The sequence below is a fragment of the Citrobacter sp. CK181 genome (assembly GCF_030333595.1).
GTDB lineage: Bacteria > Pseudomonadota > Gammaproteobacteria > Enterobacterales > Enterobacteriaceae > Citrobacter_B > Citrobacter_B koseri.
Genome location: NZ_JAOWFN010000014.1, coordinates 241,411 through 266,985 on the forward strand (window position 1 = coordinate 241,411; position 25,575 = coordinate 266,985).

The 25,575-nt window shown below is 55.1% G+C and carries 25 protein-coding genes; 8 read left to right on the forward strand and 17 right to left on the reverse strand.

The features are described 5' to 3' along the window. Positions 1 to 34: 34 nt before the first annotated feature. Genes sdhB through sdhC form a run of 4 tightly spaced genes read right to left on the reverse strand, consistent with a single transcriptional unit; the run spans position 35 to position 3,278 of the window. The gene (gene sdhB, locus OGW17_RS14680) at positions 35 to 751 is read right to left on the reverse strand and encodes a succinate dehydrogenase iron-sulfur subunit SdhB (RefSeq protein ID WP_012133276.1); all 717 of its coding nucleotides are present in this window, start codon (positions 749 to 751) and stop codon (positions 35 to 37) included. A gap of 15 nt (positions 752 to 766) precedes the next feature. Then, complete coding sequence (gene sdhA, locus OGW17_RS14685) at positions 767 to 2,533, reverse strand: succinate dehydrogenase flavoprotein subunit (protein ID WP_012133277.1); 1,767 nt, start codon at positions 2,531 to 2,533, stop codon at positions 767 to 769. Next, on the reverse strand, positions 2,533 to 2,880 hold the full coding sequence (gene sdhD, locus OGW17_RS14690) for a succinate dehydrogenase membrane anchor subunit (RefSeq protein ID WP_012133278.1): 348 nt from the start codon (positions 2,878 to 2,880) through the stop codon (positions 2,533 to 2,535). Before sdhD ends, sdhA begins: the two co-directional genes overlap by 1 nt. Beyond that, entirely contained in the window at positions 2,874 to 3,278 is a 405-nt protein-coding gene (sdhC, locus tag OGW17_RS14695) for a succinate dehydrogenase cytochrome b556 subunit (protein WP_047458089.1), read from the reverse strand. Before sdhC ends, sdhD begins: the two co-directional genes overlap by 7 nt. 383 nt (positions 3,279 to 3,661) lie before the next feature. Between sdhC and OGW17_RS21665 the strand changes: the two genes are divergently transcribed. From OGW17_RS21665 to OGW17_RS14705, 3 genes are all read left to right on the forward strand, one after another. Continuing rightward, a complete protein-coding gene (locus tag OGW17_RS21665; RefSeq protein ID WP_418222314.1) occupies positions 3,662 to 3,769 on the forward strand; it encodes a hypothetical protein in 108 nt (35 codons plus the stop codon). Between the two features lie 205 nt (positions 3,770 to 3,974). Continuing rightward, the gene (locus OGW17_RS14700; protein WP_012133280.1) at positions 3,975 to 5,258 is read left to right on the forward strand and encodes a citrate synthase; all 1,284 of its coding nucleotides are present in this window, start codon (positions 3,975 to 3,977) and stop codon (positions 5,256 to 5,258) included. Between the two features lie 185 nt (positions 5,259 to 5,443). Beyond that, on the forward strand, positions 5,444 to 6,493 hold the full coding sequence (locus OGW17_RS14705; protein ID WP_071259706.1) for an AbrB family transcriptional regulator: 1,050 nt from the start codon (positions 5,444 to 5,446) through the stop codon (positions 6,491 to 6,493). 6 nt (positions 6,494 to 6,499) lie between these two features. On the opposite strand, the gene OGW17_RS14710 is transcribed toward OGW17_RS14705, so the two are convergent. The 4 genes from OGW17_RS14710 to OGW17_RS14725 form a co-directional block, all read right to left on the reverse strand. Continuing rightward, complete coding sequence (locus OGW17_RS14710; protein ID WP_071259709.1) at positions 6,500 to 7,291, reverse strand: oligogalacturonate-specific porin KdgM family protein; 792 nt, start codon at positions 7,289 to 7,291, stop codon at positions 6,500 to 6,502. Between the two features lie 81 nt (positions 7,292 to 7,372). Next, entirely contained in the window at positions 7,373 to 8,563 is a 1,191-nt protein-coding gene (locus OGW17_RS14715; protein WP_071259711.1) for a glycoside hydrolase family 88 protein, read from the reverse strand. Positions 8,564 to 8,584: 21 nt separating this feature from the next. After that, complete coding sequence (locus OGW17_RS14720) at positions 8,585 to 9,850, reverse strand: oligosaccharide MFS transporter (RefSeq protein WP_012133289.1); 1,266 nt, start codon at positions 9,848 to 9,850, stop codon at positions 8,585 to 8,587. Positions 9,851 to 9,873: 23 nt separating this feature from the next. Continuing rightward, complete coding sequence (locus tag OGW17_RS14725; protein ID WP_225622038.1) at positions 9,874 to 11,655, reverse strand: DUF2264 domain-containing protein; 1,782 nt, start codon at positions 11,653 to 11,655, stop codon at positions 9,874 to 9,876. 193 nt (positions 11,656 to 11,848) lie between these two features. On the opposite strand from OGW17_RS14725, the gene OGW17_RS14730 reads away from it, so the two are divergent. Then, the gene (locus OGW17_RS14730; RefSeq protein ID WP_058668776.1) at positions 11,849 to 12,697 is read left to right on the forward strand and encodes an AraC family transcriptional regulator; all 849 of its coding nucleotides are present in this window, start codon (positions 11,849 to 11,851) and stop codon (positions 12,695 to 12,697) included. A 67-nt stretch (positions 12,698 to 12,764) separates the two neighbouring features. Here the strand turns inward: OGW17_RS14730 and nei are convergent, their stop codons facing one another. From nei to ybgI, 8 genes are all read right to left on the reverse strand, one after another. Beyond that, positions 12,765 to 13,556: an endonuclease VIII gene (gene nei, locus OGW17_RS14735; protein WP_071259717.1), complete on the reverse strand. Its 792-nt coding sequence runs from the start codon at positions 13,554 to 13,556 to the stop codon at positions 12,765 to 12,767. A gap of 14 nt (positions 13,557 to 13,570) precedes the next feature. Then, the gene (pcp, locus tag OGW17_RS14740; RefSeq protein WP_012133293.1) at positions 13,571 to 14,215 is read right to left on the reverse strand and encodes a pyroglutamyl-peptidase I; all 645 of its coding nucleotides are present in this window, start codon (positions 14,213 to 14,215) and stop codon (positions 13,571 to 13,573) included. A gap of 9 nt (positions 14,216 to 14,224) precedes the next feature. Next, a complete protein-coding gene (locus tag OGW17_RS14745) occupies positions 14,225 to 15,220 on the reverse strand; it encodes a DUF979 domain-containing protein (protein ID WP_012133294.1) in 996 nt (331 codons plus the stop codon). Continuing rightward, complete coding sequence (locus OGW17_RS14750; protein ID WP_071259720.1) at positions 15,217 to 15,942, reverse strand: DUF969 domain-containing protein; 726 nt, start codon at positions 15,940 to 15,942, stop codon at positions 15,217 to 15,219. The genes OGW17_RS14745 and OGW17_RS14750 overlap by 4 nt, the downstream gene beginning before the upstream one ends. A gap of 79 nt (positions 15,943 to 16,021) precedes the next feature. Further along, complete coding sequence (pxpA, locus tag OGW17_RS14755; RefSeq protein ID WP_047458118.1) at positions 16,022 to 16,756, reverse strand: 5-oxoprolinase subunit PxpA; 735 nt, start codon at positions 16,754 to 16,756, stop codon at positions 16,022 to 16,024. Then, the gene (pxpC, locus tag OGW17_RS14760; protein WP_012133297.1) at positions 16,746 to 17,678 is read right to left on the reverse strand and encodes a 5-oxoprolinase subunit PxpC; all 933 of its coding nucleotides are present in this window, start codon (positions 17,676 to 17,678) and stop codon (positions 16,746 to 16,748) included. The genes pxpA and pxpC overlap by 11 nt, the downstream gene beginning before the upstream one ends. Next, on the reverse strand, positions 17,672 to 18,328 hold the full coding sequence (pxpB, locus tag OGW17_RS14765; protein WP_071259723.1) for a 5-oxoprolinase subunit PxpB: 657 nt from the start codon (positions 18,326 to 18,328) through the stop codon (positions 17,672 to 17,674). The genes pxpC and pxpB overlap by 7 nt, the downstream gene beginning before the upstream one ends. A 25-nt stretch (positions 18,329 to 18,353) precedes the next feature. Then, a complete protein-coding gene (gene ybgI / locus OGW17_RS14770; protein WP_024130534.1) occupies positions 18,354 to 19,097 on the reverse strand; it encodes a radiation resistance protein YbgI in 744 nt (247 codons plus the stop codon). A gap of 266 nt (positions 19,098 to 19,363) precedes the next feature. Between ybgI and OGW17_RS14775 the strand changes: the two genes are divergently transcribed. Beyond that, complete coding sequence (locus OGW17_RS14775; protein WP_071259727.1) at positions 19,364 to 20,845, forward strand: MFS transporter; 1,482 nt, start codon at positions 19,364 to 19,366, stop codon at positions 20,843 to 20,845. A 371-nt stretch (positions 20,846 to 21,216) separates the two neighbouring features. Here the strand turns inward: OGW17_RS14775 and OGW17_RS14780 are convergent, their stop codons facing one another. Beyond that, positions 21,217 to 21,423, reverse strand: coding sequence for a YbfA family protein (locus OGW17_RS14780; protein ID WP_024130535.1), 207 nt, complete (start codon positions 21,421 to 21,423; stop codon positions 21,217 to 21,219). Positions 21,424 to 21,732: 309 nt separating this feature from the next. On the opposite strand from OGW17_RS14780, the gene kdpF reads away from it, so the two are divergent. The 3 genes from kdpF to kdpB are packed head-to-tail and all read left to right on the forward strand — an operon-like array spanning position 21,733 to position 25,570. After that, complete coding sequence (gene kdpF, locus OGW17_RS14785) at positions 21,733 to 21,822, forward strand: K(+)-transporting ATPase subunit F (RefSeq protein WP_047458128.1); 90 nt, start codon at positions 21,733 to 21,735, stop codon at positions 21,820 to 21,822. After that, the gene (kdpA, locus tag OGW17_RS14790; RefSeq protein ID WP_071259730.1) at positions 21,822 to 23,501 is read left to right on the forward strand and encodes a potassium-transporting ATPase subunit KdpA; all 1,680 of its coding nucleotides are present in this window, start codon (positions 21,822 to 21,824) and stop codon (positions 23,499 to 23,501) included. The genes kdpF and kdpA overlap by 1 nt, the downstream gene beginning before the upstream one ends. Positions 23,502 to 23,521: 20 nt before the next feature. Then, positions 23,522 to 25,570, forward strand: a complete 2,049-nt coding sequence (gene kdpB / locus OGW17_RS14795; RefSeq protein WP_071260123.1) for a potassium-transporting ATPase subunit KdpB — start codon at positions 23,522 to 23,524, stop codon at positions 25,568 to 25,570. Positions 25,571 to 25,575: the final 5 nt, after the last annotated feature.

Consider the following 25,575-nt stretch of genomic DNA (forward strand, 5'->3'; position numbering starts at 1 on the left):
GACTGTCATTCACTGCGCTTACCGGCGTTATTATTTACGCACTGCGTTGCAACAACATCGACTTAATATGGCCGATGGCGCGCGTCGGGTTCAGCCCCTTAGGACATACACTGACGCAGTTCATGATGCTATGACAGCGGAATACGCTGAATGCATCGCTCAGGTCTTCCAGGCGGCTGTCGGTCTCGGTATCCCGGCTATCGATCAGGAAACGATACGCCGCTAACAGGCCTGCCGGGCCGATAAACTTATCCGGGTTCCACCAGAACGACGGGCACGACGTTGAACAGCACGCACAAAGAATACACTCATACAGCCCATCGAGTTTTTCACGCTGCTCAGGCATCTGTAAATGCTCACGAGCGGGTGGATTTTGCCCATTATTCAATAAGTAAGGCTTAATCTTCTCATATTGTGCGTAGAATTGCCCCATGTCTACCACCAAATCGCGGATAACCGGTAAACCGGGCAGCGGACGGATAACAATCTTCTTACCCGGCTGGTGTAGCGCCGAAACCGGCGTAATACACGCCAGGCCGTTTTTGCCGTTCATGTTCAGGCCATCTGAACCGCACACGCCTTCACGGCATGAGCGACGGAAAGAGAGGCTGGGATCTTTCTCTTTCAGCTGCATCAGCGCATCCAGCAGCATCATGTCACGCCCTTCTTCGCCTTCCAGGGTGTAATCCTGCATACGCGGAGCGTCATCAACATCCGGGTTATAGCGATAAATCGAAAACTCGAGTTTCATTTTCCTGTCTCCGCATTAGTAAGTACGAATCTTCGGCGGGAATGCCGGGCGCAGTTTCGGTTCCATATTGACGCTACGACGCGTCATGGATTCCGTCTCTGGCAGATACAGGGAATGGCACAGCCAGTTTTCATCATCACGATCCGGGAAGTCGAAGCGGCTATGCGCGCCACGGCTTTCGGTACGGAAGTTGGCGGATACCGCAGTTGCGTAAGCCGTTTCCATCAGGTTGTCCAGCTCCAGACACTCGACGCGCTGGGTGTTGAACTCGCTGGAGGTGTCATCCAGACGGGCGTTTTTCAGACGTTCGCGGATCACCTTCAGTTGCTCAAGCCCTTTCGCCATCGCGTCGCCTTCACGGAATACCGAGAAGTTGTGCTGCATACATTCCTGCAACGCTTTACGGATAACCACCGGATCTTCGCCGTCACGGTTGTTGTTCCAGCGGTTGAGACGTTCCAGAGAGGCCTCAATGTCAGACTCGCTGGCGTCACGCAGCGCGCCCTGCTCGGCGATGGACTCCTGCAAATGCAGACCGGCCGCACGTCCGAAGACCACCAGGTCAAGCAGCGAGTTGCCGCCCAGACGGTTAGCGCCGTGTACGGATACGCAGGCGATCTCACCCACCGCGAACAGGCCAGGAATCACCACGTCTTCGCCCTGCTCGTTCACAGTCAGCGCCTGACCGGTCACTTTGGTCGGGATACCGCCCATCATGTAGTGACAGGTTGGGATAACCGGGATCGGCTCTTTAACCGGGTCAACGTGCGCAAAGGTACGGGACAATTCGAGGATACCCGGCAGACGGGATTCGAGCACTTCTTTACCCAAATGGTCGAGCTTCAGTTTCGCGTGCGGCCCCCACGGGCCGTCGCAGCCGCGACCTTCACGGATTTCGATCATAATAGAACGCGCGACCACGTCACGACCGGCCAGGTCCTTCGCGTTCGGGGCATAGCGCTCCATAAAGCGCTCGCCATGTTTATTCAGCAGATAACCGCCTTCACCACGGCAGCCTTCCGTCACCAGCACGCCCGCGCCCGCAATGCCGGTCGGGTGGAACTGCCACATTTCCATATCCTGCACCGGAACACCGGCACGCAGCGCCATACCCACGCCGTCGCCGGTGTTGATATGAGCGTTAGTGGTGGACTGGTAAATACGGCCTGCGCCGCCGGTCGCCAGCACGGTTGCGCGCGCTTTGAAGTAGACCACTTCGCCGGTTTCGATACACAGCGCGGTACACCCCACTACCGCGCCATCCTGGTTTTTCACCAGATCCAGCGCATACCATTCAGAAAAAATGGTGGTGTGGTTTTTCAGGTTCTGCTGGTACAGCGTGTGCAACAGCGCGTGACCGGTACGGTCAGCCGCCGCTGCGGTACGCGCCGCCTGTTCGCCGCCGAAGTTTTTCGACTGGCCGCCGAACGGACGCTGATAGATACGGCCATCGTCAAGACGGGAGAAAGGCAGCCCCATGTGCTCCAGTTCCAGAATCGCTTCCGGGCCGGTTTTGCACATATATTCAATCGCGTCCTGGTCGCCGATGTAGTCCGATCCTTTTACGGTATCGTACATGTGCCATTCCCAGTTATCTTCATGGGTATTACCGAGCGCCACGGTGATGCCACCTTGTGCGGATACGGTATGGGAACGGGTTGGGAAGACTTTGGAGAGCAGCGCACAGGTCTGGCCGCTCTGGGAAATTTGCAGCGCTGCGCGCATACCTGCGCCGCCTGCGCCAATAACAACAGCATCAAATTCTCTGACTGGCAGTTTCATTACACACCCCACACCACAACAAATCCATAAATGACGTAAACCACCAGCGCAACAACGATTGCCAGCTGTAGCACAAGGCGCAGGGCCAGAGGTTTAACGTAGTCGGTCAACACCTGCCACATGCCGATCCAGGCATGAATCAAGATGGAGAAAAGTGCCAGCAGGGTGAAGACTTTGGTGAATGCCGATGAGAAGAAACCGCTCCAGACATCAAAGGTCAGCTCGCCGCTTATTGCGAAAAAGCCCACCATATAAACGATGTAGAGGGTCAGAACGATAGCGGTAGCACGGACCAGGATGAAGTCATGTACGCCATTGCGTCCTAATGCGGAGGCGTTGCTTACCATACGAGGACTCCTGCGAGAAGTGAAAGCACGACAGTGATAACAAAAGAGATTTTGGCTGAGCGTTTACCCGCTTCGAATGTTTCTTCCAGATAGCCAAAATCCATCATCATGTGACGAATACCGACCACGACGTGATACGCCAGCGCGGTGAGGATGCCCCACATAATAAATTTAACAAAGAAGCTCCCCATGATGGCGGATGCCTGCTGGAATCCTTCAGGGGAAGAGAGGCTGGTGCCCAATAACCACAACAGAATCCCGACCGCCACGAAGGTGATCACTCCAGAAACGCGATGGAGAATGGACGCTATCGCCGTGATTGGGAACCGGATCGTTGTCAGATCCAGATTGACAGGTCTTTGTTTTTTCACATTTCTTATCATGAATAACGCCCACATGCTGTTCTTATTATTCCCTTTGGACTTCGGGTACAGAGGGTGAATCTACCTGTAGCCAGAAAGACGACGGGATTTCCTTCCTCCGGTCTGCTTGCGGGTCAGACAGCGTCCTTTCTATAACTGCGCGTCATGTAAAACACTGCTTCCAGTTGCTAAAACGACACGTTACAACGCTGGGTGGCTCGGGATTGCAGGGTATTCCGGAGACCTGGCGGCAGTATAGGACGTTCACAAAATCATTACAATTAACCTACATATAGTTTGTCGGGTTTTATCCCGAACAGTGACATAGGTCACGATAACAACATTTATTTAATTTTTAATCATCTGATTTGACAAACATTAAACAAAGTTGTTACAAACAACACCAGAAAAGGCATATAATGCGCAAAAGTTATGGGGTCACTCTTTCACCTGCTAATAAGTTATGTAACAGTGTGGCGGTATTGACCAATTTATTCAGGACAGTTATTAGTGATAGTCAGGTTTAATAATTCGGATTGCTAAGTTGTTGATTTGTTGCTAATTCGCCATAAGTTAACTGTTTTTACCTGCAAGCGCCCATTGCTCTGTACCCTGGTTTTCTCCTCTTTCGCAGAGCGGCGAGCCAAATAACAAACTGGTAACGGTTGATTTATGTAACGAAGCAAATCTCACTGAGTAGTCTTAAGCAATAAGGCGCTAAGGAGACCGTAAATGGCTGATACAAAAGCAAAACTCACCCTAAATGGTGACTCTGCTATTGAACTGGATGTGCTAAAGGGCACACTCGGTCAAGACGTTATTGATATTCGTAGTCTCGGCTCAAAGGGGATGTTCACTTTTGATCCAGGTTTCACCTCTACCGCATCCTGCGAATCCAAAATCACCTTCATCGACGGCGACGAAGGCATTCTGTTACATCGCGGCTTCCCGATTGACCAACTGGCTACCGAGTCTAACTATCTGGAAGTATGTTACATCCTGCTGTACGGCGAGAAACCGACCCAAGCAGAGTACGACGAGTTCAAAACCACCGTCACACGCCATACCATGATCCATGAGCAGATTACCCGTCTGTTCCACGGTTTTCGCCGCGACTCGCATCCGATGGCCGTTATGTGCGGCGTCACTGGCGCGCTGGCTGCGTTCTACCACGACTCGATGGATGTGAATAATCCGCGTCATCGTGAAATCGCCGCGTTCCGCCTGCTGTCCAAAATGCCGACAATGGCGGCAATGTGTTACAAGTATTCTATCGGTCAACCGTTCGTCTACCCGCGCAACGACCTCTCCTATTCCGGCAACTTCCTGAACATGATGTTCTCCACACCGTGCGAAAACTATGAAGTTAACCCGGTGCTGGAACGCGCAATGGATCGCATTCTGATTCTTCACGCCGATCACGAACAGAACGCATCAACGTCAACCGTCCGTACCGCAGGCTCCTCCGGCGCGAACCCGTTCGCCTGCATCGCGGCGGGCATTGCCTCCCTGTGGGGACCGGCACATGGCGGCGCGAACGAAGCGGCGCTGAAAATGCTGGTAGAAATCAGCTCTGTTAAACACATCCCGGAATTTATTCGCCGGGCAAAAGACAAGAATGATTCTTTCCGCCTGATGGGCTTCGGTCACCGTGTTTACAAAAACTATGACCCGCGCGCTACCGTCATGCGTGAAACCTGCCACGAAGTTCTGAAAGAGCTGGGCACCAAAGATGACCTGCTGGAAGTCGCGATGGAGCTGGAACACATCGCGCTGAACGACCCGTACTTTATCGAGAAGAAACTCTACCCGAACGTAGACTTCTACTCCGGCATCATTCTGAAAGCGATGGGCATTCCGTCCTCCATGTTCACCGTGATCTTCGCGATGGCGCGTACCGTGGGCTGGATTGCACACTGGAACGAAATGCACAGCGAAGGCATGAAAATCGCCCGTCCGCGTCAGCTGTACACCGGCTACGAAAAGCGCGATTTCAAGTCTGATATTAAGCGTTAATCTGTAAACGCCGGATCTTATCCGGCCTACGATGATTCACTTTTGTAGGCCGGATAAGACATTTATGCCACCATCAGGCAAATAACAGCAAACCCCACCTTTTCTTGACCCCCGTTATGTTATTCTCATCACGCTTTCCCTATGATTTATTGAGATTTCACGAGAGTTAACACAGGGAGCACAGGATGCCGGTTTTGCAGTGGGGTTTGTTGTTCCTGCTATCACTCCTTCTTTCGCTGGCTTTTCTCTGCATCCACCTTCCGGCGGCGCTGCTGCTCGGCCCGATGATTGCCGGTATCGCATTCAGTCTGAAAGGCATTACGCTGCGACTCCCCCGCTCCACTTTTCTCGCAGCGCAGGCCATTCTCGGCTGCATGATTGCGCAAAACCTTACTGGTTCGATTCTCACCACGCTGGCGGTGAACTGGCCGGTGGTGTTAGCCATTCTGCTGGTGACGCTGCTCTCCAGCGCGGTGGTCGGCTGGCTGCTGGTGCGCTACAGCTCACTGCCAGGCAATACCGGCGCATGGGGTTCCTCCCCCGGCGGCGCGGCGGCAATGGTGGCGATGGCGCAGGACTACGGCGCGGATATCCGCCTGGTGGCGTTTATGCAGTACCTGCGGGTACTGTTTGTCGCAGGCGCCGCCGTGCTGGTCACGCGGCTGATCCTCGGCGACAGCGCAGAAGCGGTCAGCCAGCAGATTGAGTGGTTCCCGCCGCTGAGCGGCAATCTGTGGAGCACGCTGCTGCTGGCTGCGGTTGCAGGCTTCGCCGGGCGCATATTGCGCATTCCTTCCGGTACTATGCTGGCGCCGATGATCGTCGGCGCATGGCTTCATGCAGGCGGCATGATCGTGATTGAACTGCCGGAATGGCTGCTGGCGATTGCGTATATGGCCATTGGCTGGCGCATCGGATTAGGGTTCGACAGGCAGGTCTTTTTTATGGCGCTGCGTCCGCTGCCGCAGATTCTGGCCTCCATCTTTGCCCTGATGGCGATTTGCGCGGCGATGGCCTGGGGACTCGCCCACTACATGCAGATTGATTTTATCACCGCCTGGCTTGCCACCAGCCCCGGCGGGCTGGATACCGTGGCGGTGATCGCCGCCGGTAGCAACGCCGACATGGCGCTGATTATGGCGATGCAAACCCTGCGGCTGTTCAGCATTTTGTTGACCGGGCCTGCGGTTGCCCGTTTTATTTCAACCTATGCGCCGAAACAGCCGCAGGCATAAAAATGTTTAATTTAAATTATATTTAAACCCAACCCTGATCTGGTATTCATTTTTGGTGTCATCGCCATCTTTATATTCATCCAGATAACCTAATTCAAAGAAGGGATAAAAACGCGGCGTTGCATGGAAGTTAAAAACAAAATTATGTTGCAGCGTATGGTTTTTACCATTCGCATATTCAAATTTATCACCATGCGTTTTACTGTAATATGTCGGATTATATTGCACCCAAAAATCTGGCGTAAAATATTTGGTCAGATAAATATCAACGCGATGTTCCGAAGAGTCATCCCAGTCACCCTGTAGCGTCTGGCTGTCGTGATTTTGATGATTATAGCGATAGCGTAAAACGGCACCCAGCGTTGGGTCAAAGTGATAACCAATGCCGAGGTAAGGATCGATACGCGAACCGGCGGACTCCCAATGAAAGACAACCCCAGGTTCAAGCCAGAAGTCGCTCTCGCCCAGCGGGAACGGCTTGTTAAACTCTGCTTCTTCGTAGCTGCTTTTCCACTGCTCCATATTTTTACCGAGATCGGAGTCCGTCTCAAAACTCCAGTACATTCGGGCGAAAATACTGTTCGGGTCCTGCACCACGCCTGTCAGCATCAGTCGTTGTAAAAAACGCTCGCTGGCCGTGCGATATTGTGTGCGTGGCGCAAAATAAACCGTCGTAAACGGTTTTTCTTTTGCCTGTGGCGCCGTCGTTGAATGACTGTTATTGTCCGCAAAAACGCTGGCGGAAGGCATGACCAGTGCAGCCGCTAATAGGGCTGTATTCATATTATTACTTTTCATTATATTTTCCTTGCAGAAACAGAGATAAAATCTCCCCCTGCTAACTGAATAGCATTATTATTCAACAGGAGGAGTGGGATATTACCAGTAACTATTCCAGCATGACGTTGCGCGGGTAATGGCCTCCATCAGGAAATAATCACCCCAGGCACAGCATTCATTCACGCCGACGTTACCTTTAAAATAATAAACAGAATGTTTTAATAATCCTTCGCCTTCTTTGTGCTCCAGATTGAGATAGCCGTCGAGCATCCGCTCAATCATTCGCAATGCCAGCGCCTCATAACTTTCACGATCGGGATGAGTCGCCGGAAGCTGTTTTACCAGCTCCAGCAAGGCGCAGGCGAGAATCGCGCTGGCAGAACTGTCTTTTTCGCTGTTGGGATCGGTCAGCGCCAGATCCCAGTAACAGACCAGGTCTTCCGGCAAACGGTTAATAAAATAGTTTGCCAGCGTCTGGCTCAATTCCAGCAGTTTCTCATCCCCGGTATAGAGGTAGTTCAGCAGAAAACCATACACGCCCCATGCCTGCCCACGCGACCAGCAGGAATCGTCGGAGAACCCCTGATGGGTATTGCCAAAACGTGACTCACCGGTGTGAACATCCATATAGTACGTGTGAAACGTCGAGCCGTCCTCGCGCACAATATAGCGTCGCGCCTGCTCAATATGGCTTTTCGCCGCCTGGGCATAGCGCGGGTCGCCCGTTGTCGCGCTGGCCTGATACAACAACGGCAGATTCATATTGCAGTCAATGATCATCCTCCCCTGCTGTTCCGGGTTATCCAGCTCGCCCCACGCCTGAATAATGCCGCACTTGTCGTGATAGCGCTCCATCAACACTTCTGCCGCCTGCTGGGCGATATATATTGCCTCCCGGTTATCGGTCAATTTGCTGGCAGCCACGCAGGAAAGGCTGTACAGAAACCCGAGGTCGTGGTGGTTAGTGTGGTCGCGCTTTGCGATACGTTCGCCAAAGGAGCGGACATGCTGCCCGGCTAACGCGCGATATGCGGCATTCCCTGTCCACTCCCATGCCAGCCACAGTTGCCCGGTCCAGAAACTGGTCGTCCACTCCTGATTATCGATAATCGGATAGATACCGTTTTTACATGCCGCGTCGGGAAAACGCTGGCCGAAATAAGCGCTGTTACGATCAACAGCCTTTAAAATCACCGGCAACGCATGACGAATTTTCTGCGCGATAGCAGCACGCTCGCCGCGCTGTAGCGCAACAGGGACAATCGTTTCTTTACGGATAGTTGCAGACATAATTCTCTCGTTTTCTTTACTTTAATGAATGGCTTCTTGCCCGTGGGCAGGGATGGCGGTGTTTTTTTTATGCTGATAGCAGGGAGATAGCGTGATGGCGGAGATCCCGGTAAATATCAGCGCGATGATGCCCATAATCAGATAGGTGTGCTCAAAACCGATCTTCTGATAGGCATACCCGGCAGGCGGCGCCACCACGATAGAGCCGACGTAAATCATGGCCTGATAACCCAGCAGATACATCGTGGCGTTGACGCGCTTGTCGAAGTGTTCGGCGATATATTTGAAAACCGAGACCAGAATCAGCGCAATTTCAATCCCATACAGCGGTTTCACCAGGCAGATAATCAGCGGATCGTTAGTTAACCCGGAGATAATCAAACGCAGGCTGATCACCAGCCCTGTCAGGAGCATCCCCTGCTTGGCGCCGATGCGGTTAATGATGGCGGGCACCAGCATCATGCCGAAGAACTCGGCGGCGGACTGCGCGGTGCTCATATAGCCAAACATGGCGTTTCCTTCCTCTTTGGTACTGAAGAAGGTGACGAAATAGCGAGAGAATTGCTGCTCGGCAATAAACATCATCCATGCCACGCCCGCGATATACAGGGAGAAGGTCCAGAACTTTTTATTACGCAGCAGCTGGAACACATCGCCAATGACAATCTTCTCTTTCGACAGAACGTTGTTTTCTTCCTGACCAAAGTGATCGACCTTCAGCGTCAGCAGCACCGCGAACATGCACAGCGCGGAAACGGTGCTGATAACAAAGTTGATTTTGGGGGAGATATTGTAGAGATAGCCGGAAAACGACGACGCCGTCGCCCAGCCCAGCGCCGCCCACATACGGATGCGGCCAAACTCCATGTCATACAGACGGCTGAAACGGTCAACATATGACTCTTCCGCCGCCACGCCCGCATACCAGCCGAGGCTGAAAAACAGCGCGCCGACGATCATTCCGCTGACAAAATGGGTTTGCAGCAGCGGCAGATAGCACCAGATGTAAAACGGCGCCATCAGTGCCGAAACAATACAGACAAAATAGAGCAGGTGTTTTTTCATGCCCATTTTGTCCATGATGTAGCCGTAAACGGGTTTGATAATCACCGCAAAAACGCCGTTAACGGCAAACACCGTGCCGATTTCCACGCCATCCAGCCCGGCTTTATCCCCCAGCCAGATAGCATACAGGCCAAAACTGGCCGCCCAGGTAAAGGTAAACAGAAATACAAACAGACTCAGCTTGATGTAAGCCGAACGTGTCGACTGAACAGGGTTCATCATTATTTTCTCCGCATCAGCGTCAATTATTTTATTTCCAGCGTTTTCGAGTTCAGCGTCAGCACCTGATTGACACGATCGAATGCCATGACCACCGGCGGCGGCAGCGTCGGAGACATCGTGGCGTTAACGCTACAGGCCAGCCAGTGAGTGCCCGGCGTGAGCGTCGTGCCGAGACAGGGGATCTCTCCAGGAGAGGCATACAGAATGTTGCTGTTCGGCGGGGTGGTGACGACCAGCGGCTGGCGTTCAGCCAGCAAATCCTCGATCTGACACACGCCGGAAGTGGTACTGAGAGTCAGCCCGTTTTTTGCCATTCGGGTCGTCGTCAGATGATGGCGATTCAGTGCGAATCCGCCTTCCACGCAGTCGAGCGTGCGTGGGGTTACAACGCGATGTAGCCGGAGATGCCCCTGCTCATGCGGGATAAGCCAGGTGGTGACGCTGACATCCGGCCAGGGGCGCCAGACGCTTCGAAGCCACGCTGGCGTCATCTCCACCGCATCGCACTCGCGCCGCCCGCGCCAGTAGCCGTCCTGCTCGCTGAACATCAGCGTTGAATCACAGGCGGCATGGTTCAGACCATACACGCCGCGTTCAAGGGTGAAACCAAAGTGGCTGGAATAGGCGAACTTGCAGTATTTGGCGTCGAAATTGACGAAGTTATTGCGATCGTACTGCCCGGACATCAGCATCCAGACGTGATGGTTATCCTCCGCATGAACAATAAACTGCCCGGCTTCCGCTATCGGGTGAACCGTCTCCAGCGCGGGCAATGGCGCGGGTTCCGCCTGCCAGAACGCACTCTCTTGCGGCAGCGCCAGAATCAGCAATGCCTTACATGCCCAGTACGGCGAACCGGGGCTGTTGTAATCTTCGGTCATCACCAGATTCGGGTATGTGTACCCCAGCGTGAACAAACCATCCGGGCCGATAAACGGTTGGCTCAGCCACCAGTCGATATGCCGCAGGATCAGCCCTTTGATAACCGGTACGCTAAACACATCCAGTCCGGTATATGCCACCGCGCTCCAGAATGCGACCTGTACGAAGCGATAAGTCAGGCTACGACCAAAGGGGATCGCATTGCCGTCACCGGTAAAGTAATGGATATAATCTTTCGCGAACTGACGCGCGCGCTGACGATAGCGCAGACAACGTTCGGGATCAGCATCCTGCATGAAGTGGCTGTACAGCAGGCTGTAAAAGTGAAACCCGCTGGAGATGTAGTAGTCGCGCGGCTTACCGGCGCCATCGGCGTACCAGCCGTTGCCAAGCCAGAACGGTTCAATGGCATTCAGATGCTTATCAATTACCATCATGTCGTAATGCCGCCCGACGCACTTAAGCCCCACCTGCACCAGCACCGGGAAGAAATGCCAGTTGTTATCGGGGATCTGAATGTCGGCGCTCTGGCGTAACCAGCGCTCCAGATTGTTTTGCTCGTCGGTGGAGAGCGCTGACCAAAGCCCCGTTCCCGGTAACGCCAGCGCCAGGCCAAACGCCGCCATTTCGACGCATCGCTGATCGTTATCCGCCAGAGAACCCCAGTAATCAGGATGTTCGGGATCGCAGCCGTGACGAATACCGTCGATAAACGTCTCGCGAAAATCATCGGCTTCGCCACCGCTCAGTAACGGCGCCAGCAGCCACAGCAGACGGGAGAAACCTTCCATTCCGGCGACATCCGCCGGGTAGTGTGCAGACGTTTCTCCGGCGTCCAGACGCGTGTTCCCTCGCCTCAAATGGGGGACGGCTGACGCCAGCCATTGTTGCGCCAGTCCGACATATTCTTGCCTTATTCGCATAATGAAACCTCGTTTCATTTGATAAATGTTGGACGCATAATAAGGATTCAGACGGACAGACAAATGTGATAATTGTCGTATTTTCGGACAACGTCGGTGATGAATAACAACATTCATCCTCTTTTAGCGACAAAAATTCGATTAGAGTGATAAAAGTTTAAGTTTATTCACATTGCGGGAGGGGCGGGCAGAAATGCAGCGAATGGAAGACAGCAGTTATCTTGAGAATATCAACCTCAACGATAAGTCGATTTACTTTAACCGCATGAAGAATATGCCTGCCAACTACTACCACTGGCATCAGTGTGTGGAGATCCTGTCAGTTTCTCAGGGAGTTGGCATCGCGCTAATGGAGCACCAGCAGTACACCGTTAAACCGGGGCGCATTTTTATTTTTCCGCCGGGAAAGCTGCATAAGGTGTTTGTCGAGCAGGACGATCGTAATGTTTATCACCGTACAACGCTGCATTTTAATGGCTCAATTATTGAGCAGTACCTGCGGGATTTTCCGCGTCAGCAAATGTTGCTGCGTCAGCTCTGCGGTCGGGGAGAAAAGGCGCGGGTATTTGATGTCGGCGACGTACAGCCGGTGATTGAAACGCTGCTGAGCCGTTTTGAAACGCTGGTAAAAAGCAAAACGTTCAGCGTCAGCGACAGCGCATTTCTGGTGATGCAGATTATCAGCCTGCTGCCGCATCAGGAGCAGGCGACGGGATACAATACCTTTTCGGTCAGCATTATCCGTTGGATAGAAACTCATTTTCACCAGCGCTGCTCGCTGGACGATATCGCCCGCGAGATGGGCTGCTCGCGCGGACATGCCTCACGCCGCTTTCACGAGGAAACGGGCGGCACCATTCAGGAGTATCTGATGATGCGCCGTATCCGTCAGGCATGTGAATTGCTGCTGCACACCAACAGCTCAGTGCGTGAGATTGCCGAACAGGTCGGTTTCTCCGAGTACGCCTGGTTTATTACCTGTTTTCGCAAGAATATGGGTAAAACGCCGTTGCAATATCGCAAAACCTATTCCCCCGCCTAGTTCCCACGTCGGATGGTCTGGCCTGTAGGCCGGATAAGGCGAAGCCGCCATCCGGCGCGTTGACGAATTACGTCTGGCAGTGTGGACACCAGTAGAACGGGCGCGAGGAAAGCGTCGTTTTCTCAATAATGCCGCCGCAGCGCTCGCAGGCTTCGCCGTCCCGGTGGAACACCTTAAAGCGAAACAGCGCGCCGTGATGCGTGTTCTCATCCGCCTGACCGCGCGTGGTATAAGAAAGGCGCGGGATATCGAGCAGCGCATGAGATAACGCCTCCAGCTGTTGGTCACTGAGATCTTTCGCCTTATGCTGCCCCGTCAGCCCTACCTGCCAGAGAATTTCCACACGCAGATAGTTGCCCAGCCCGGCGAGAAACGCCTGATCCAGCAACAGCCCGGAAAACTGACGATTACGAAAACGCGCAGAGAGCAGACGCGCTTTTACATCATCGGGCGTCAGCCGCGGGTCCAGCACGTCCGGCCCGACGCGTTGCAGAAACGGGTGGGTGGCGAGCTGTTCCGGCGTCAACATTTCAATGTCGGACGCGCTGTAAAGCAGAATGGTTTTATCCGCCGTTTGCAGGTTAACGCGTAATACCCGGGTGGTTGCCGGGATGTTCCCCGTCTCCACTACTCGCCATACGCCATACAACTGGTTATGGCTGTAGAGCGTCAGCCCCTGCGAAAAGTGGGTCAGCAACGCTTTCCCCCGCGTTTCGATATGGGTGACCGTCTGCCCAATCAGCGGCGATTCATACGGTTTTAACTGCGAAAAGGCAAACCAGACGTCCGTCAACGGTTTGCCTTTGATCGCCGCCTCCAGGTTATCCGCCGCACGACGGATCTCCGGGCCTTCAGGCATAGTTCTGTCCTTTGTTAGTGAGTTGCTCCGCCTGTTACTGCAATGTCAGTTTCCACATGAAGCGCTGTGACAATGGCGATTTCCAACGCCTGACGCACCGTTTCCGCCGCCATGCTGGGCGCACCAGGATGTGCCGCCGCCTGTTCCGGCAGATAAGGAATATGGATAAATCCACCCTTCACGTCCTGAATATCGCGCAATTTATGCAACAGTCCATACATTACGTGGTTGCAGACAAAAGTGCCTGCGGTCTGAGAGACCGATGCCGGAATCCCCGCTTCACGCATCGCCGAGACCATCGCTTTGATCGGCAGCGTGCTAAACCAGGCTGCCGGGCCTTCCGCCACGATGGGCTCATCAACTGGCTGCCTGCCGCGATTATCGGGGATACGCGCATCGTCAATATTAATCGCCACGCGCTCCACGGTAATATCCGTACGCCCTCCGGCCTGCCCTATCGCCAGCACCAGCACCGGGGATAACGCGTCAATCGCCGCATTCAGCACGGTGAGAGAGTCGCCAAAGACGCAAGGGAGCTGGCGGGCCACCACGCGACACCCTGCGATGATAGCATTGTCGAGACGCGAGACCACTTCCCAGGAAGGGTTAACCTGCTCGCCGCCGAAGGGTTCAAACCCGGTGATTAATACCGTCTTCATCCTTCCTCCTTACAGAAACATCAGGAAATACATCAGAAACACGTTAACCAACAGCAGCACAATACCGGTCGGCACCTGCGCTTTGATCACCGCATTTTTATCCGGCAGTTCCAGCAGCGCCGCAGGCACGATATTAAAGTTTGCCGCCATCGGCGTCATCAGCGTTCCGCAGTAGCCGGAGAACATGCCGATTGCCGCCATCACCGCCGGATTCCCGCCATGTTGCAGCACCAGGATTGGAATCCCAATCCCCGCCGTCACAATCGGGAATGCGGCAAAGGCGTTCCCCATCACCATCGTCAGTAGCGCCATACCGATGGTGTAGACCGCCACGGCGATAAAACGGCTATCGACGGCAAGATATTCCTGGGTGAGATACGAAATTCCGCTGCCGACGCCTGCTGCGGTAAATAACAGCCCTAACGTGGCGAGGATCTGCGGCAAAATGAACGCCCAACCGATGGAATCCAGCAGACGACGCGCTTCCTGAATCGGCTGGTGCACCTTCTCATGCGTCATCTTTATCGCCATCCCCAGACCAATCAATGACCCCGCAGTCATGGAAAACAGCGTCACCAGCGTGGCGTGATTGCCCGGCCCGAATAGCGCCTCCTGCAATCCGGGAACATGGTTGAACATAAGCACGCCGATCACCGTGACCACCGGGATCGCCAGCGCCGGATAAAACAGGCGGTTGCCCAGACGACTGGCGCTTTCCTCACGCTGTTCGCGAGTTCGCTGGTGATAGCTTCCGAGCTTCACGCCGCCGAAACCGGCAATCAACGCCATCACCACCACCGCCCCACCGACGGCGATGTTAACCATGCGTTTGTCGCCCACCAGCTGATAAGTCCAGTCGCCGAGCAGGAACAGTACGCCATAAACGCCCCAGAATAACCCCGTCGTCAGGCGACGCGGGTTGGCTTTGTCCTGCCACGACATGACGGCGACAATCAACAGCACCACACCGGCCAGCCAATAGAGATAGCTTTGTTGAAAATTCATTTCGCCTCTCCTTTGCTCATCGCCGCGCTGATTTTCGCCACTTCACGTTGCAGATAATTGTCCAGACGCCAAAGGCGCGCGCCGTGAATCAGAAAAGCGCAGATCGCCGTCGGAATCCCCCACAGCGCAATATGCAGCGGCTCGGTCTGAATTCCGCCGGACTCCAGCATGAAGTTGTGCATAAAGATGATGGCGCCAAAAGCCACGAAAATGTCTTCGCCAAAAAACAACCCGACGTTATCGGTGGCTGCTGACATTGCCCGCAGCCGGTAGCGAACCGTGCCTGGCAGTTCCCCGTGTATTTTCTCTGCCGCCCCTTCCGCCATCGGCGCCAGCAACGGACGCACCATTTGCGGATGGCCGCCGAGACTGGTCAGCCCCAGCGCTGCCGTCGCTTCGCGGACAAACAGATAGACAATCAGCAGACGTCCTGCCGTGGCGCTGCGGATTTTCGCGATCCACGCCTGCGCGCGCTCTTTAAGCCCGTGGCGTTCCAGCAGACCGATAACCGCCAGCGGAATCAGCAGAATAAAGGGCAGGTTACGGGTATTGAGGAACCCTTCACCCAGTTTTTCGAGGATCGTGGCGATCGGCATCTGCGCCGCCAGTCCCGTAACGATCCCGGCAATAATGACCACTAATACCGGGTTAAAGCGTAAAAGAAATCCAGCCACAATGACGGCGATACCCATCAGTGGCCAGAGAGAAATTGCGTCTCCCATGATCCGTTCCTGTCAGTCGTGTTGCGTTGTTTTTATTTGCACAGCGCCTCTTCGGGCACTGTGTCAGCCTGGTTATTGGTTATGCCATAATCCTGATACTGCGTTCTTCAAACGCCGCGCGCAAACGACGGGCAAAAGCGAGTGCGTGCTCGCCGTCGCCGTGAATACATACCGTTTGCGCCACAACGTTCGCCCATTCACCGGTAATGCTTTTCACTCTACCGGATTCCACCATGCCCAGCGTTTGCGCCAACGCGTGTTCTTCGTCTTCTACCAGCGCGCCCGGCTGGGTTCGCGGCACCAGGCTGCCGTCAGCCTGATACCCCCGATCGGCAAAAACCTCCTGACGCGTCGTCAGGCCATAATGCTCGCCTGCGCGAATCAGTTCGCTACCCGCCAGCCCGACCAGAATCAGCGACGGATCGCAGGCATGTACCGCTCTGGCGATGGCATCCGCCAGCTGTGGATCTTTCGCCGCCTGGTTGTACAACATACCGTGCGGTTTGACATGACGCATAACGCCGCCTTCCGCGCGGGCTATCGCCGCCAGCGCGCCGATCTGGTACAGCGTCTGGGCGTAGACGGTTTCCGGCGGTAACGTCATGGCGGTGCGGCCAAAATTTTCCCGGTCAGGGAAACTGGGATGCGCGCCAATCGCTACGCCGTTTTTCAGCGCTTCGCGCACGCTCGCCAGCATGGTTTGCGCATCGCCCGCGTGAAATCCGCAGGCGATGTTGGCGGATGACACCAGTTGCAGTAACGCCGCATCGCTGGCGCACCCTTCTCCTAAGTCTGCGTTAAGATCAATGTTCATCGTTGAGTCGCCATGTTAACTGTTCCAGATAACGCTGCTGATCGTGACGCGCCTTAAGCGCCTCCTCCAGCGTACACTGAACAAAATGGATCGGTTGCCCGAGAGGGATCTGCGCCAGATGATACATATCCGCCTCAATGATGCAGGCGATACGCGGGTAGCCGCCGGTGGTCTGGGCATCGTTCATCAGCACGATCGGCTGACCATTATGCGGCACCTGAATAACGCCCGGCAGCAGCCCGTGCGACAGTAACTCACGTTCGGTGGTACGTTTCAGCGGTTGCCCCTGCAAACGATAGCCCATACGGTTACTTTGCGGGCTAAGCTGCCACGGCGAGCGCCAGAACGCCTCCTGCGAGGCCGCTTCAAACTCCTGGTATTCCGGGCCAGGCAACGCGCGAATCCGGTTCCCCCACAGCAGCTGTTTAACGCCCTGCGGGCCGCTGAACTGGCGTTCCGATCTTCCTGTCGCCAGCCGATCGCCATCTTTTAACAAGCGCCCTTCCAGCCCGCCAATGCCGACCTTCAGGTCGGTACTGCACGACCCCATCACTTCAGGCACGTCAATGCCGCCCGCCACGGCCAGATAGCTGCGCATTCCGTGGAGCGGGCGCTTCAGCGCCAGACGCTGCCCCGCTTTCACCGGCAGCCGCCAGCCGGTCCAGACCGGTTGGTCGTCCAGACGGGCCTCGCACCCGGCGCCGGTCAATGCAAACCAGCCGTCGGATTCAAATTCCACCACCAGTTGGCCGAGCGTAATCTCCAGCGCCGGAGCACTGGCGTCATTCCCCACCAGCAGGTTTGCGATATGCAGCGCCGGTTTGTCCAGCGCGCCGCAATGGCTAATACCGGACTGACGATAGCCGTGTCGTCCCCCATCCTGCACCGAGGTGTACATACCCGCGCGAATAATGTTCAGCATACCCCCTCCTTCTGCGGGACAAAGCGTATGGTGTCGCCCGGACGTAACAGGATGGGCTCATCCCGCTGTGGGTCGAACAGCTTCAGCGACGTATGGCCGATTAGTTGCCAGCCACCCGGCGTCGGCAGAGGGTAAATCCCGGTTTGCGGGCCGCCAATCCCCACGGAACCCGCCGGAACAATCAGGCGCGGTTCTGCCCGCCTTGGCGTGTGCAATTGTTCCGGTAAGCCCCCGAGATACGGGAAGCCCGGCTGAAAACCTAAAAACCAGACGACGTACTCCACTGAAGCGTGCAGTTCAACTACCTGCTTTTCGCTTAATCCGCTGTGTCGCGCCACCTCCGCCAGATCCGGGCCGCCCTCGCCGCCGTAGGTCACGGGAATTTCGATAAAGCGTGAATCAGGCTCCAGCGCCTCGCTCTCTTCCCACCAGCGCTGCAAACGTTCAATCGCATCCAGCGCCAGCGTCTGCGGCTCGCGCAGGATCACCGTGATATTGTTCATACCCGGAATTGCTTCAACAACATTCGGCATATCGACCAGACGCTGCGCCAGTCGCCAGATGCGTTTCTGGGATGCCAGCGTGACCGGCGGCTCAAGCTCCAGCACCACCGCCGTTTCACCTAACAGATAACAACGCGCTCGTTGCACTTTCGTCCCTCTCGTGTTTTATGCTTTATGCCGGATTGGGAATATCAATAAAGGTCACATCCAGACTCGTATTTTCAGTCAGCCATTCGCTTAACGCGCGAATGCCGCCGCGCTCGGTGGCGTGGTGTCCGGCGGCATAGAAATGCAGCCCCTGTTCGCGGGCGGAGTGAATCGTTTGTTCAGAGACCTCGCCGGTAATAAACGCATCCACGCCAAAGCGCGCGGCGCTGTCGATAAAACTTTGCCCGCCACCGGTACACCAGGCCACACGCTGCACTTTTTCCGGCCCGGTATCGCCGCACCATAACGGTTTACGCCCCAGGCGCGCTTCAATCCACGAGGCCAGTTCCAGCCCCGGCACCGGCATTGATAACTCTCCCCACGGCACCAGCGGCTCGATTTCCCCCATCACGGTAATGCCAAGCAGCGCCGCCAGCTGCACGTTGTTTCCCAGTTCCGGGTGCGCATCCAACGGCAGATGCCAGCCATAGAGGTTAATGTCATTCGCCAGCAGCGTTTTCAGCCGATTGCGTTTCATACCGCGAATGACCGGAGATTCCCCTTTCCAGAAGTAACCATGATGAACGATGACCGCATCAGCCTGCTGGCGTACCGCTTCATCCAGTAAGGCCTGGCTTGCCGTCACGCCGGTCACGATTTTTTGCACCGTCTCTTTGCCTTCAACCTGTAAGCCATTCGGCGCGTAATCGCTGATGGCCGCGCTGTTCAGCTTTTCATTGATCAGTTGTTCCAGTTCGGTGTTTTTCATCATCGCTCCCTTCTTCATATGTGCACTACGTTAAAATAGCGTTCTCCCGTCACTTCGTCGATAGCCATTTCTTCGACACATTGAGAAACAATCACGCCGTTTTAAGACGCAAAATGCTTACCCTTACTCGATCTGATTCATGTATATTTATGCAATCAGACAGCATATTGCAAAAATAATCAGATCTGTATCGAAGTTATAACTTTAAGGAAACACTCTCACGCCGCGGATTTCTTTTGCGGTGTGACATCCATCCCGGAATCACAATGAATAAACCATCTTCTCAACCGCGCGCCATTTATTACGTCGTCGCACTGCAAATTTGGGAATACTTCAGCTTTTACGGCATGCGCGCCCTGCTGATTCTCTACCTCACCAACCAGCTAAAATACGACGATAACCATGCGTATGCGCTGTTCAGCGCTTACTGTTCGCTGGTCTATGTCACCCCGATTCTCGGCGGGTATCTGGCGGATAAAGTGCTTGGTAATCGCATGGCGGTCATGCTGGGAGCATTTTTGATGGCCGTTGGGCATCTGGTGCTGGGGGCGAGTGAAATCGCGCCGACCTTCCTTTATTTGTCGCTGGCGATCATCGTCTGCGGTTACGGTCTGTTCAAATCCAACATCAGTTGCCTGTTGGGTGAGCTGTATAAACCGGAAGATCCACGCCGCGATGGGGGATTCTCACTGCTGTATGCCGCCGGCAATATCGGCTCGATCGTTGCCCCTATCACCTGTGGTTATGTTCAGGAAGAGTACAGCTGGGCGATGGGTTTTGCGCTGGCCGCCATCGGCATGATCGCCGGGTTAATTATCTTCCTGTGCGGCAATCGCCATTTCGCCCACACCACTGGGGTGAATAAAGCCGCGCTGCACGCCAGAACGTTTGTTCTGCCCAACTGGTGTTGGCTGCTGGTGCTGTTGGTCGCCGCGCCGCTGCTGATCACGGTGCTGTTCTGGAAAGAATGGTCGGTCTATGCGCTGATTGTCGCCACCGTCATTGGTCTTGCGGTGCTGACAAAAATCTACCGTCAGGCACAGACGCAAAAACAGCGTAAAGAGCTGGGGCTGATTGTGGTTCTCACCTTCTTCAGCATGTTGTTCTGGGCGTTCGCCCAACAGGGCGGCAGTTCCATCAGTTTGTACATCGACCGATTTGTGAACCGTACGATTCTGGGTTACGAAGTACCGACGGCGATGTTCCAGTCAGTGAATGCCTTCGCGGTCATGCTGTGCGGCGTGGTGCTGGCCTGGCTGATTAAGGAGAGTATGGGCGGCAACCGTACCGTGCGGATCTGGGGGAAATTCGCCCTGGGCCTCGGTTTGATGAGCGCCGGATTCTGCATTCTGACCGTAAGCGCCCGGTTATCTGCCGCCTACGGTCACTCTTCTATGCCACTGATGACCTTAGGGTTGGCGGTAATGGGTTTTGCCGAGTTGTTCATCGACCCGGTCGCAATGTCGCAGATTACACGTATTGAGATCCCTGGCGTGACGGGCGTTCTGACCGGTATCTATATGTTGCTCTCCGGCGCAATCGCCAACTATCTGGCTGGCGTCATTGCCGATCAGACCTCGCAGAGCGCGTTTGATGCAAGCGGCGCGATCAACTACGCCATCAATGCCTATATCGATGTGTTCGACCAGATAACCTGGGGAGCGCTGGCCTGCGTGGCGCTGGTACTGCTGATTTGGCTGTATCAGTCACTCAAATTCAGAAACCGCCCGCTGGCGGTTGAGTCCTGAATGACATTACGCCCGGTGGCGCTACGCTTACCGGGCCTACAGCGTGGCACTATCTGTAGGCCGGATAAGGCATCGCCGCCATCCGGCATAACGTATAAAAAAACCGCCACATTCCTTCCTTACGCCCGGTGGCGCTACGCTTACCGGGCCTACAGCGTGGCACTATCTGTAGACCGGATAAGGCATCACCGCCATCCGGCATAACGTATAAAAAAAACCGCCACATTTCTTACGCCCGGTGGCGCTACGCTTACCGGGCCTACAGCGTGGCACTATCTGTAGGCCGGATAAGGCATCGCCGCCATCCGGCATAACGTATAAAAAAAAACCGCCACATTTCTGTTGGCGGTTTTCTCGGACGATGCTGTATATCAGTAGAAATCGCAGGTCACTTTTTCTGCCTGCTCCATCCACACCGGTTTATCGCTGGTTTTCGACCAGACGCGATGCAGATAGCTGTAAAAACGAGCACGGTCTTTCCAGAACAACATGACCGGCAGCGCCAGAACCCCAGCCACAACGGCGAGAGTGCGGCGTAACAAAACAACATGAGCTGGATATTCTTTATAGAGTTCCATACCTTTCTCCCCTTTATCTGGCCGGTAATCATCACCGGTAAAGTCAAATTGGTTATCTGCTGAAAATAGTACCGCTTTGCGTGTAATTTTACTACTCATCCGACCACTTATTTTTGTCTATTTAAGGTTTATTTACATTCGCCCTGTAATTAAGTTACATAAAAGTTAAATTAATACTAATCATTAGTTAAATGATGGTCTTTTCCATTTTTATACTTTTTTTACACCCTACGCGCCGATTTTTGCGAAATCTTTGCAGGCAAAAAATTACCCTCCGCATATCAGAAGAAAAACCACTGGAGGTGCACCGTGAGTGCAGGCGTAATCATCGGCATCATGCTGATTTTCTTACTTTTGGGTTACCTGGTGTATGCCCTGATTAATGCGGAGGCATTCTGATGGCGGCCCAGGGATTTTTACTGACAGCCAGTTTTTTACTGATCCTGTTCGTGCTCGCCCGCCCTTTAGGCGTGGGTCTGGCGCGACTTATCAACGACATTCCCCTGCCAGGCACCGCCAGCGCAGAGCGTCTGCTATGGCGCGGGTTGGGGATACCGACGCAGGAAATGGACTGGAAACAGTATCTGCTGGCCATTCTTACCCTGAATCTGTTGGGTCTGGCAGTGCTGTTTCTGATGCTGCTGGGGCAAAACCTGCTGCCGCTGAACCCGCAGCAGTTGCCTGGTCTTTCCTGGCATCTGGCGCTCAATACGGCCATCAGTTTTGTCACCAATACCAACTGGCAGTCCTACGGCGGGGAAACCACCTTAAGCTACTTCAGCCAGATGGCGGGACTGACCGTACAGAACTTCCTGTCGGCGGCTACCGGTATCGCAGTGATCTTCGCCCTGATCCGCGCCTTTACGCGCCAGAACATGGATACGCTGGGCAACGCCTGGATGGATTTGGTGCGCATTACGCTGTGGATCTTATTGCCGCTCGCCCTGTTAATCGCCCTGCTTTTCATCCAGCAGGGCGCACTGCAAAACCTGCTGCCCTATCAACCGTTCACCAGCGTTGAAGGTGTGAAACAGCTTTTGCCGATGGGGCCGGTAGCTTCACAGGAAGCCATAAAGATGCTCGGCACCAACGGCGGCGGGTTCTTCAACGCCAACTCATCGCATCCGTTTGAAAACCCGAGCGCATTAACCAACATGGTACAGATGCTGGCGATCTTTTTGATTCCCGCCGCGCTTTGCTTTGCCTTTGGCGATGCGTCAGGCGATCGCCGTCAGGGGCAGATGCTGCTGTGGGCGATGTCGATCATTTTCGTGGTCTGCGTCGCCGTGGTGATGTCGGCGGAAGTCCAGGGCAATCCTCATCTGCTGAAGTTTGGCGCCGACAGCAGCCTCAATATGGAAGGCAAAGAGAGTCGCTTTGGCGTGCTGGTCAGCAGCCTGTTCGCCGTCGTGACCACGGCGGCCTCCTGCGGGGCGGTTATCGCTATGCATGACTCCTTTACCGCGCTGGGCGGCATGGTGCCAATGTGGCTGATGCAAATCGGCGAAGTGGTTTTTGGCGGCGTCGGTTCGGGTTTGTACGGCATGCTGTTGTTCGTATTGTTAGCCGTATTTATCGCCGGGCTGATGATTGGCCGCACGCCAGAATATCTGGGTAAAAAAATCGACGTGCGCGAAATGAAAATGACCGCTCTGGCGATTCTGATTACCCCGACGCTGGTATTGCTCGGTACGGCGCTGGCGATGATGACCGAAACCGGCCGTAGCGGAATGCTCAACCCCGGCCCACACGGTTTTAGCGAAGTGCTGTACGCCGTCTCTTCGGCGGCCAACAACAACGGCAGCGCCTTTGCCGGCCTGAACGCCAGCACGCCCTTCTGGAACTGCCTGCTGGCCTTCTGCATGTTTGTCGGTCGCTTCGGGGTGATTATCCCGGTCATGGCAATTGCCGGATCGCTGGTCGGTAAAAAGCGCCAGCCGGCCAGCCCCGGCACACTGCCGACGCACGGCGCGCTGTTTGTCGGCCTGCTAATCGGTACGGTGTTGCTGGTGGGCGCACTGACCTTTATTCCCGCGCTGGCGCTTGGGCCGGTTGCTGAACACCTCTCTTTATATTGAGCGAAGCGGAGTACATGGTGATGAGTCGCAAACAACTGGCGCTGTTCGAGCCCTCACTGGTCGCTCAGGCGCTGATCGAGGCCGTGAAAAAATTAAGCCCACATACCCAGTGGCGCAATCCGGTCATGTTTATTGTCTGGATCGGCAGTCTGCTGACGACCCTTATCACGGTGGCGATGGCAACCGGGCAGATGCCAGGGAATCCCCGGTTTACTGGCGCGATAAGCCTCTGGCTATGGGTTACCGTCCTGTTCGCTAACGTTGCCGAAGCGCTGGCGGAAGGTCGCAGCAAAGCGCAGGCCAGCAGTCTGAAAGGGGTGAAGAAAACGGCATTTGCCCGCAAACTGCGTGAACCAAAGTATGGCGCGCAGGCGGATCGCCTCCCTGCCGATGAGCCGCGTAAAGGGGATATCGTCCTGGTTGAAGCGGGCGATATTATTCCCTGCGACGGCGAGGTCATTGAAGGCGGCGCATCGGTGGACGAAAGCGCCATTACCGGTGAGTCCGCGCCGGTGATTCGTGAATCCGGCGGCGACTTTGCCTCAGTGACCGGCGGAACACGTATTCTCTCCGACTGGCTGGTCATCGAATGCAGCGTGAATCCCGGCGAAACCTTCCTTGACCGGATGATCGCGATGGTGGAAGGCGCGCAGCGCCGTAAAACGCCAAACGAAATCGCGCTGACCATTCTGCTGATTGCCCTGACTATTGTCTTTTTACTGGCAACCGCCACGCTCTGGCCCTTTTCCGCCTGGGGCGGCCATGCCGTCAGCGTGACGGTGCTGGTCGCCCTGCTGGTTTGCCTGATCCCCACCACTATCGGCGGATTACTTTCGGCGATCGGCGTCGCCGGGATGAGTCGAATGCTGGGAGCAAACGTCATCGCCACCAGTGGGCGGGCGGTAGAAGCCGCAGGCGACGTGGACGTGCTGCTGCTGGATAAAACCGGCACCATCACCCTCGGCAACCGTCAGGCCTCGGACTTTCTGCCCGCTCAGGGCGTGGATGAAAAGACGCTGGCCGACGCGGCGCAGCTCTCTTCGCTGGCCGACGAGACGCCGGAAGGCCGCAGCATCGTCATTCTCGCCAAACAGCGTTTTAATCTGCGCGAGCGCGATGTGCAGTCGCGCCATGCCACCTTTGTTCCCTTTACCGCGCAAAGCCGGATGAGCGGCATCAACATTGATAACCGAATGATCCGTAAAGGTTCCGTGGACGCCATTCGCCGCCACGTTGAAGCCAGCGGCGGTCACTTCCCCGCTGACGTGGAGCAAAAAGTGGATAGCGTCGCCCGTCTTGGCGCCACGCCGCTGGTGGTGGTGGAAGGTTCCCGCGTGCTGGGCGTTATCGCGCTGAAAGATATTGTCAAAGGCGGGATTAAGGAACGGTTTGCCCAGTTGCGCAAAATGGGCATCAAAACGGTGATGATCACCGGCGACAACCGCCTGACGGCAGCGGCGATTGCCGCCGAAGCCGGAGTGGATGATTTCCTGGCGGAAGCCACACCAGAAGCCAAGCTGGCGTTGATCCGCCAGTACCAGGCTGAAGGTCGCCTGGTGGCGATGACCGGCGATGGAACCAACGATGCACCGGCGCTGGCGCAGGCTGATGTGGCGGTGGCGATGAACTCCGGTACTCAGGCAGCGAAAGAAGCCGGTAACATGGTGGATCTGGATTCCAACCCGACCAAGCTGATCGAAGTGGTGCATATCGGTAAACAGATGCTGATGACGCGCGGTTCGCTCACCACGTTCAGTATCGCCAATGACGTGGCGAAATATTTCGCCATCATTCCGGCGGCGTTTGCCGCGACGTACCCGCAGTTGAATACGCTGAACATTATGCGTCTGCATTCGCCGAATTCCGCAATCCTCAGCGCGGTGATCTTCAATGCGTTGATTATCGTTTTTCTGATCCCGCTGGCATTGAAAGGGGTGAGCTATAAGCCGCTTTCGGCCTCTGCCATGCTGCGCCGTAACCTGTGGATCTACGGCCTGGGTGGTCTGGTTGTGCCGTTTATCGGCATTAAAGTGATTGATTTACTGCTGACTCTGCTGGGTCTGGTGTGAGGTTT

Bases quoted from the DNA above. Each gene is read 5' to 3' on its own strand.
- OGW17_RS14775 (WP_071259727.1), top strand. From the start codon at position 19,364: ATGAATAAACCATCTTCTCAACCGCGCGCCATTTATTACGTCGTCGCA.
- sdhC (WP_047458089.1), bottom strand. From the start codon at position 3,278: ATGTGGGCGTTATTCATGATAAGAAATGTGAAAAAACAAAGACCTGTC.
- OGW17_RS14750 (WP_071259720.1), bottom strand. From the start codon at position 15,942: ATGGGAGACGCAATTTCTCTCTGGCCACTGATGGGTATCGCCGTCATT.
- OGW17_RS14745 (WP_012133294.1), bottom strand. From the start codon at position 15,220: ATGAATTTTCAACAAAGCTATCTCTATTGGCTGGCCGGTGTGGTGCTG.
- OGW17_RS14730 (WP_058668776.1), top strand. From the start codon at position 11,849: ATGCAGCGAATGGAAGACAGCAGTTATCTTGAGAATATCAACCTCAAC.
- ybgI (WP_024130534.1), bottom strand. From the start codon at position 19,097: ATGAAAAACACCGAACTGGAACAACTGATCAATGAAAAGCTGAACAGC.
- kdpB (WP_071260123.1), top strand. From the start codon at position 23,522: ATGAGTCGCAAACAACTGGCGCTGTTCGAGCCCTCACTGGTCGCTCAG.
- OGW17_RS21665 (WP_418222314.1), top strand. From the start codon at position 3,662: ATGCGCAAAAGTTATGGGGTCACTCTTTCACCTGCTAATAAGTTATGT.
- pcp (WP_012133293.1), bottom strand. From the start codon at position 14,215: ATGAAGACGGTATTAATCACCGGGTTTGAACCCTTCGGCGGCGAGCAG.
- sdhA (WP_012133277.1), bottom strand. From the start codon at position 2,533: ATGAAACTGCCAGTCAGAGAATTTGATGCTGTTGTTATTGGCGCAGGC.
- OGW17_RS14720 (WP_012133289.1), bottom strand. From the start codon at position 9,850: ATGATGAACCCTGTTCAGTCGACACGTTCGGCTTACATCAAGCTGAGT.
- pxpA (WP_047458118.1), bottom strand. From the start codon at position 16,756: ATGAACATTGATCTTAACGCAGACTTAGGAGAAGGGTGCGCCAGCGAT.
- OGW17_RS14705 (WP_071259706.1), top strand. From the start codon at position 5,444: ATGCCGGTTTTGCAGTGGGGTTTGTTGTTCCTGCTATCACTCCTTCTT.
- sdhB (WP_012133276.1), bottom strand. From the start codon at position 751: ATGAAACTCGAGTTTTCGATTTATCGCTATAACCCGGATGTTGATGAC.
- pxpC (WP_012133297.1), bottom strand. From the start codon at position 17,678: ATGCTGAACATTATTCGCGCGGGTATGTACACCTCGGTGCAGGATGGG.
- kdpA (WP_071259730.1), top strand. From the start codon at position 21,822: ATGGCGGCCCAGGGATTTTTACTGACAGCCAGTTTTTTACTGATCCTG.
- OGW17_RS14710 (WP_071259709.1), bottom strand. From the start codon at position 7,291: ATGAAAAGTAATAATATGAATACAGCCCTATTAGCGGCTGCACTGGTC.
- sdhD (WP_012133278.1), bottom strand. From the start codon at position 2,880: ATGGTAAGCAACGCCTCCGCATTAGGACGCAATGGCGTACATGACTTC.
- nei (WP_071259717.1), bottom strand. From the start codon at position 13,556: ATGCCTGAAGGCCCGGAGATCCGTCGTGCGGCGGATAACCTGGAGGCG.
- OGW17_RS14700 (WP_012133280.1), top strand. From the start codon at position 3,975: ATGGCTGATACAAAAGCAAAACTCACCCTAAATGGTGACTCTGCTATT.
- OGW17_RS14780 (WP_024130535.1), bottom strand. From the start codon at position 21,423: ATGGAACTCTATAAAGAATATCCAGCTCATGTTGTTTTGTTACGCCGC.
- OGW17_RS14725 (WP_225622038.1), bottom strand. From the start codon at position 11,655: ATGCGAATAAGGCAAGAATATGTCGGACTGGCGCAACAATGGCTGGCG.
- OGW17_RS14715 (WP_071259711.1), bottom strand. From the start codon at position 8,563: ATGTCTGCAACTATCCGTAAAGAAACGATTGTCCCTGTTGCGCTACAG.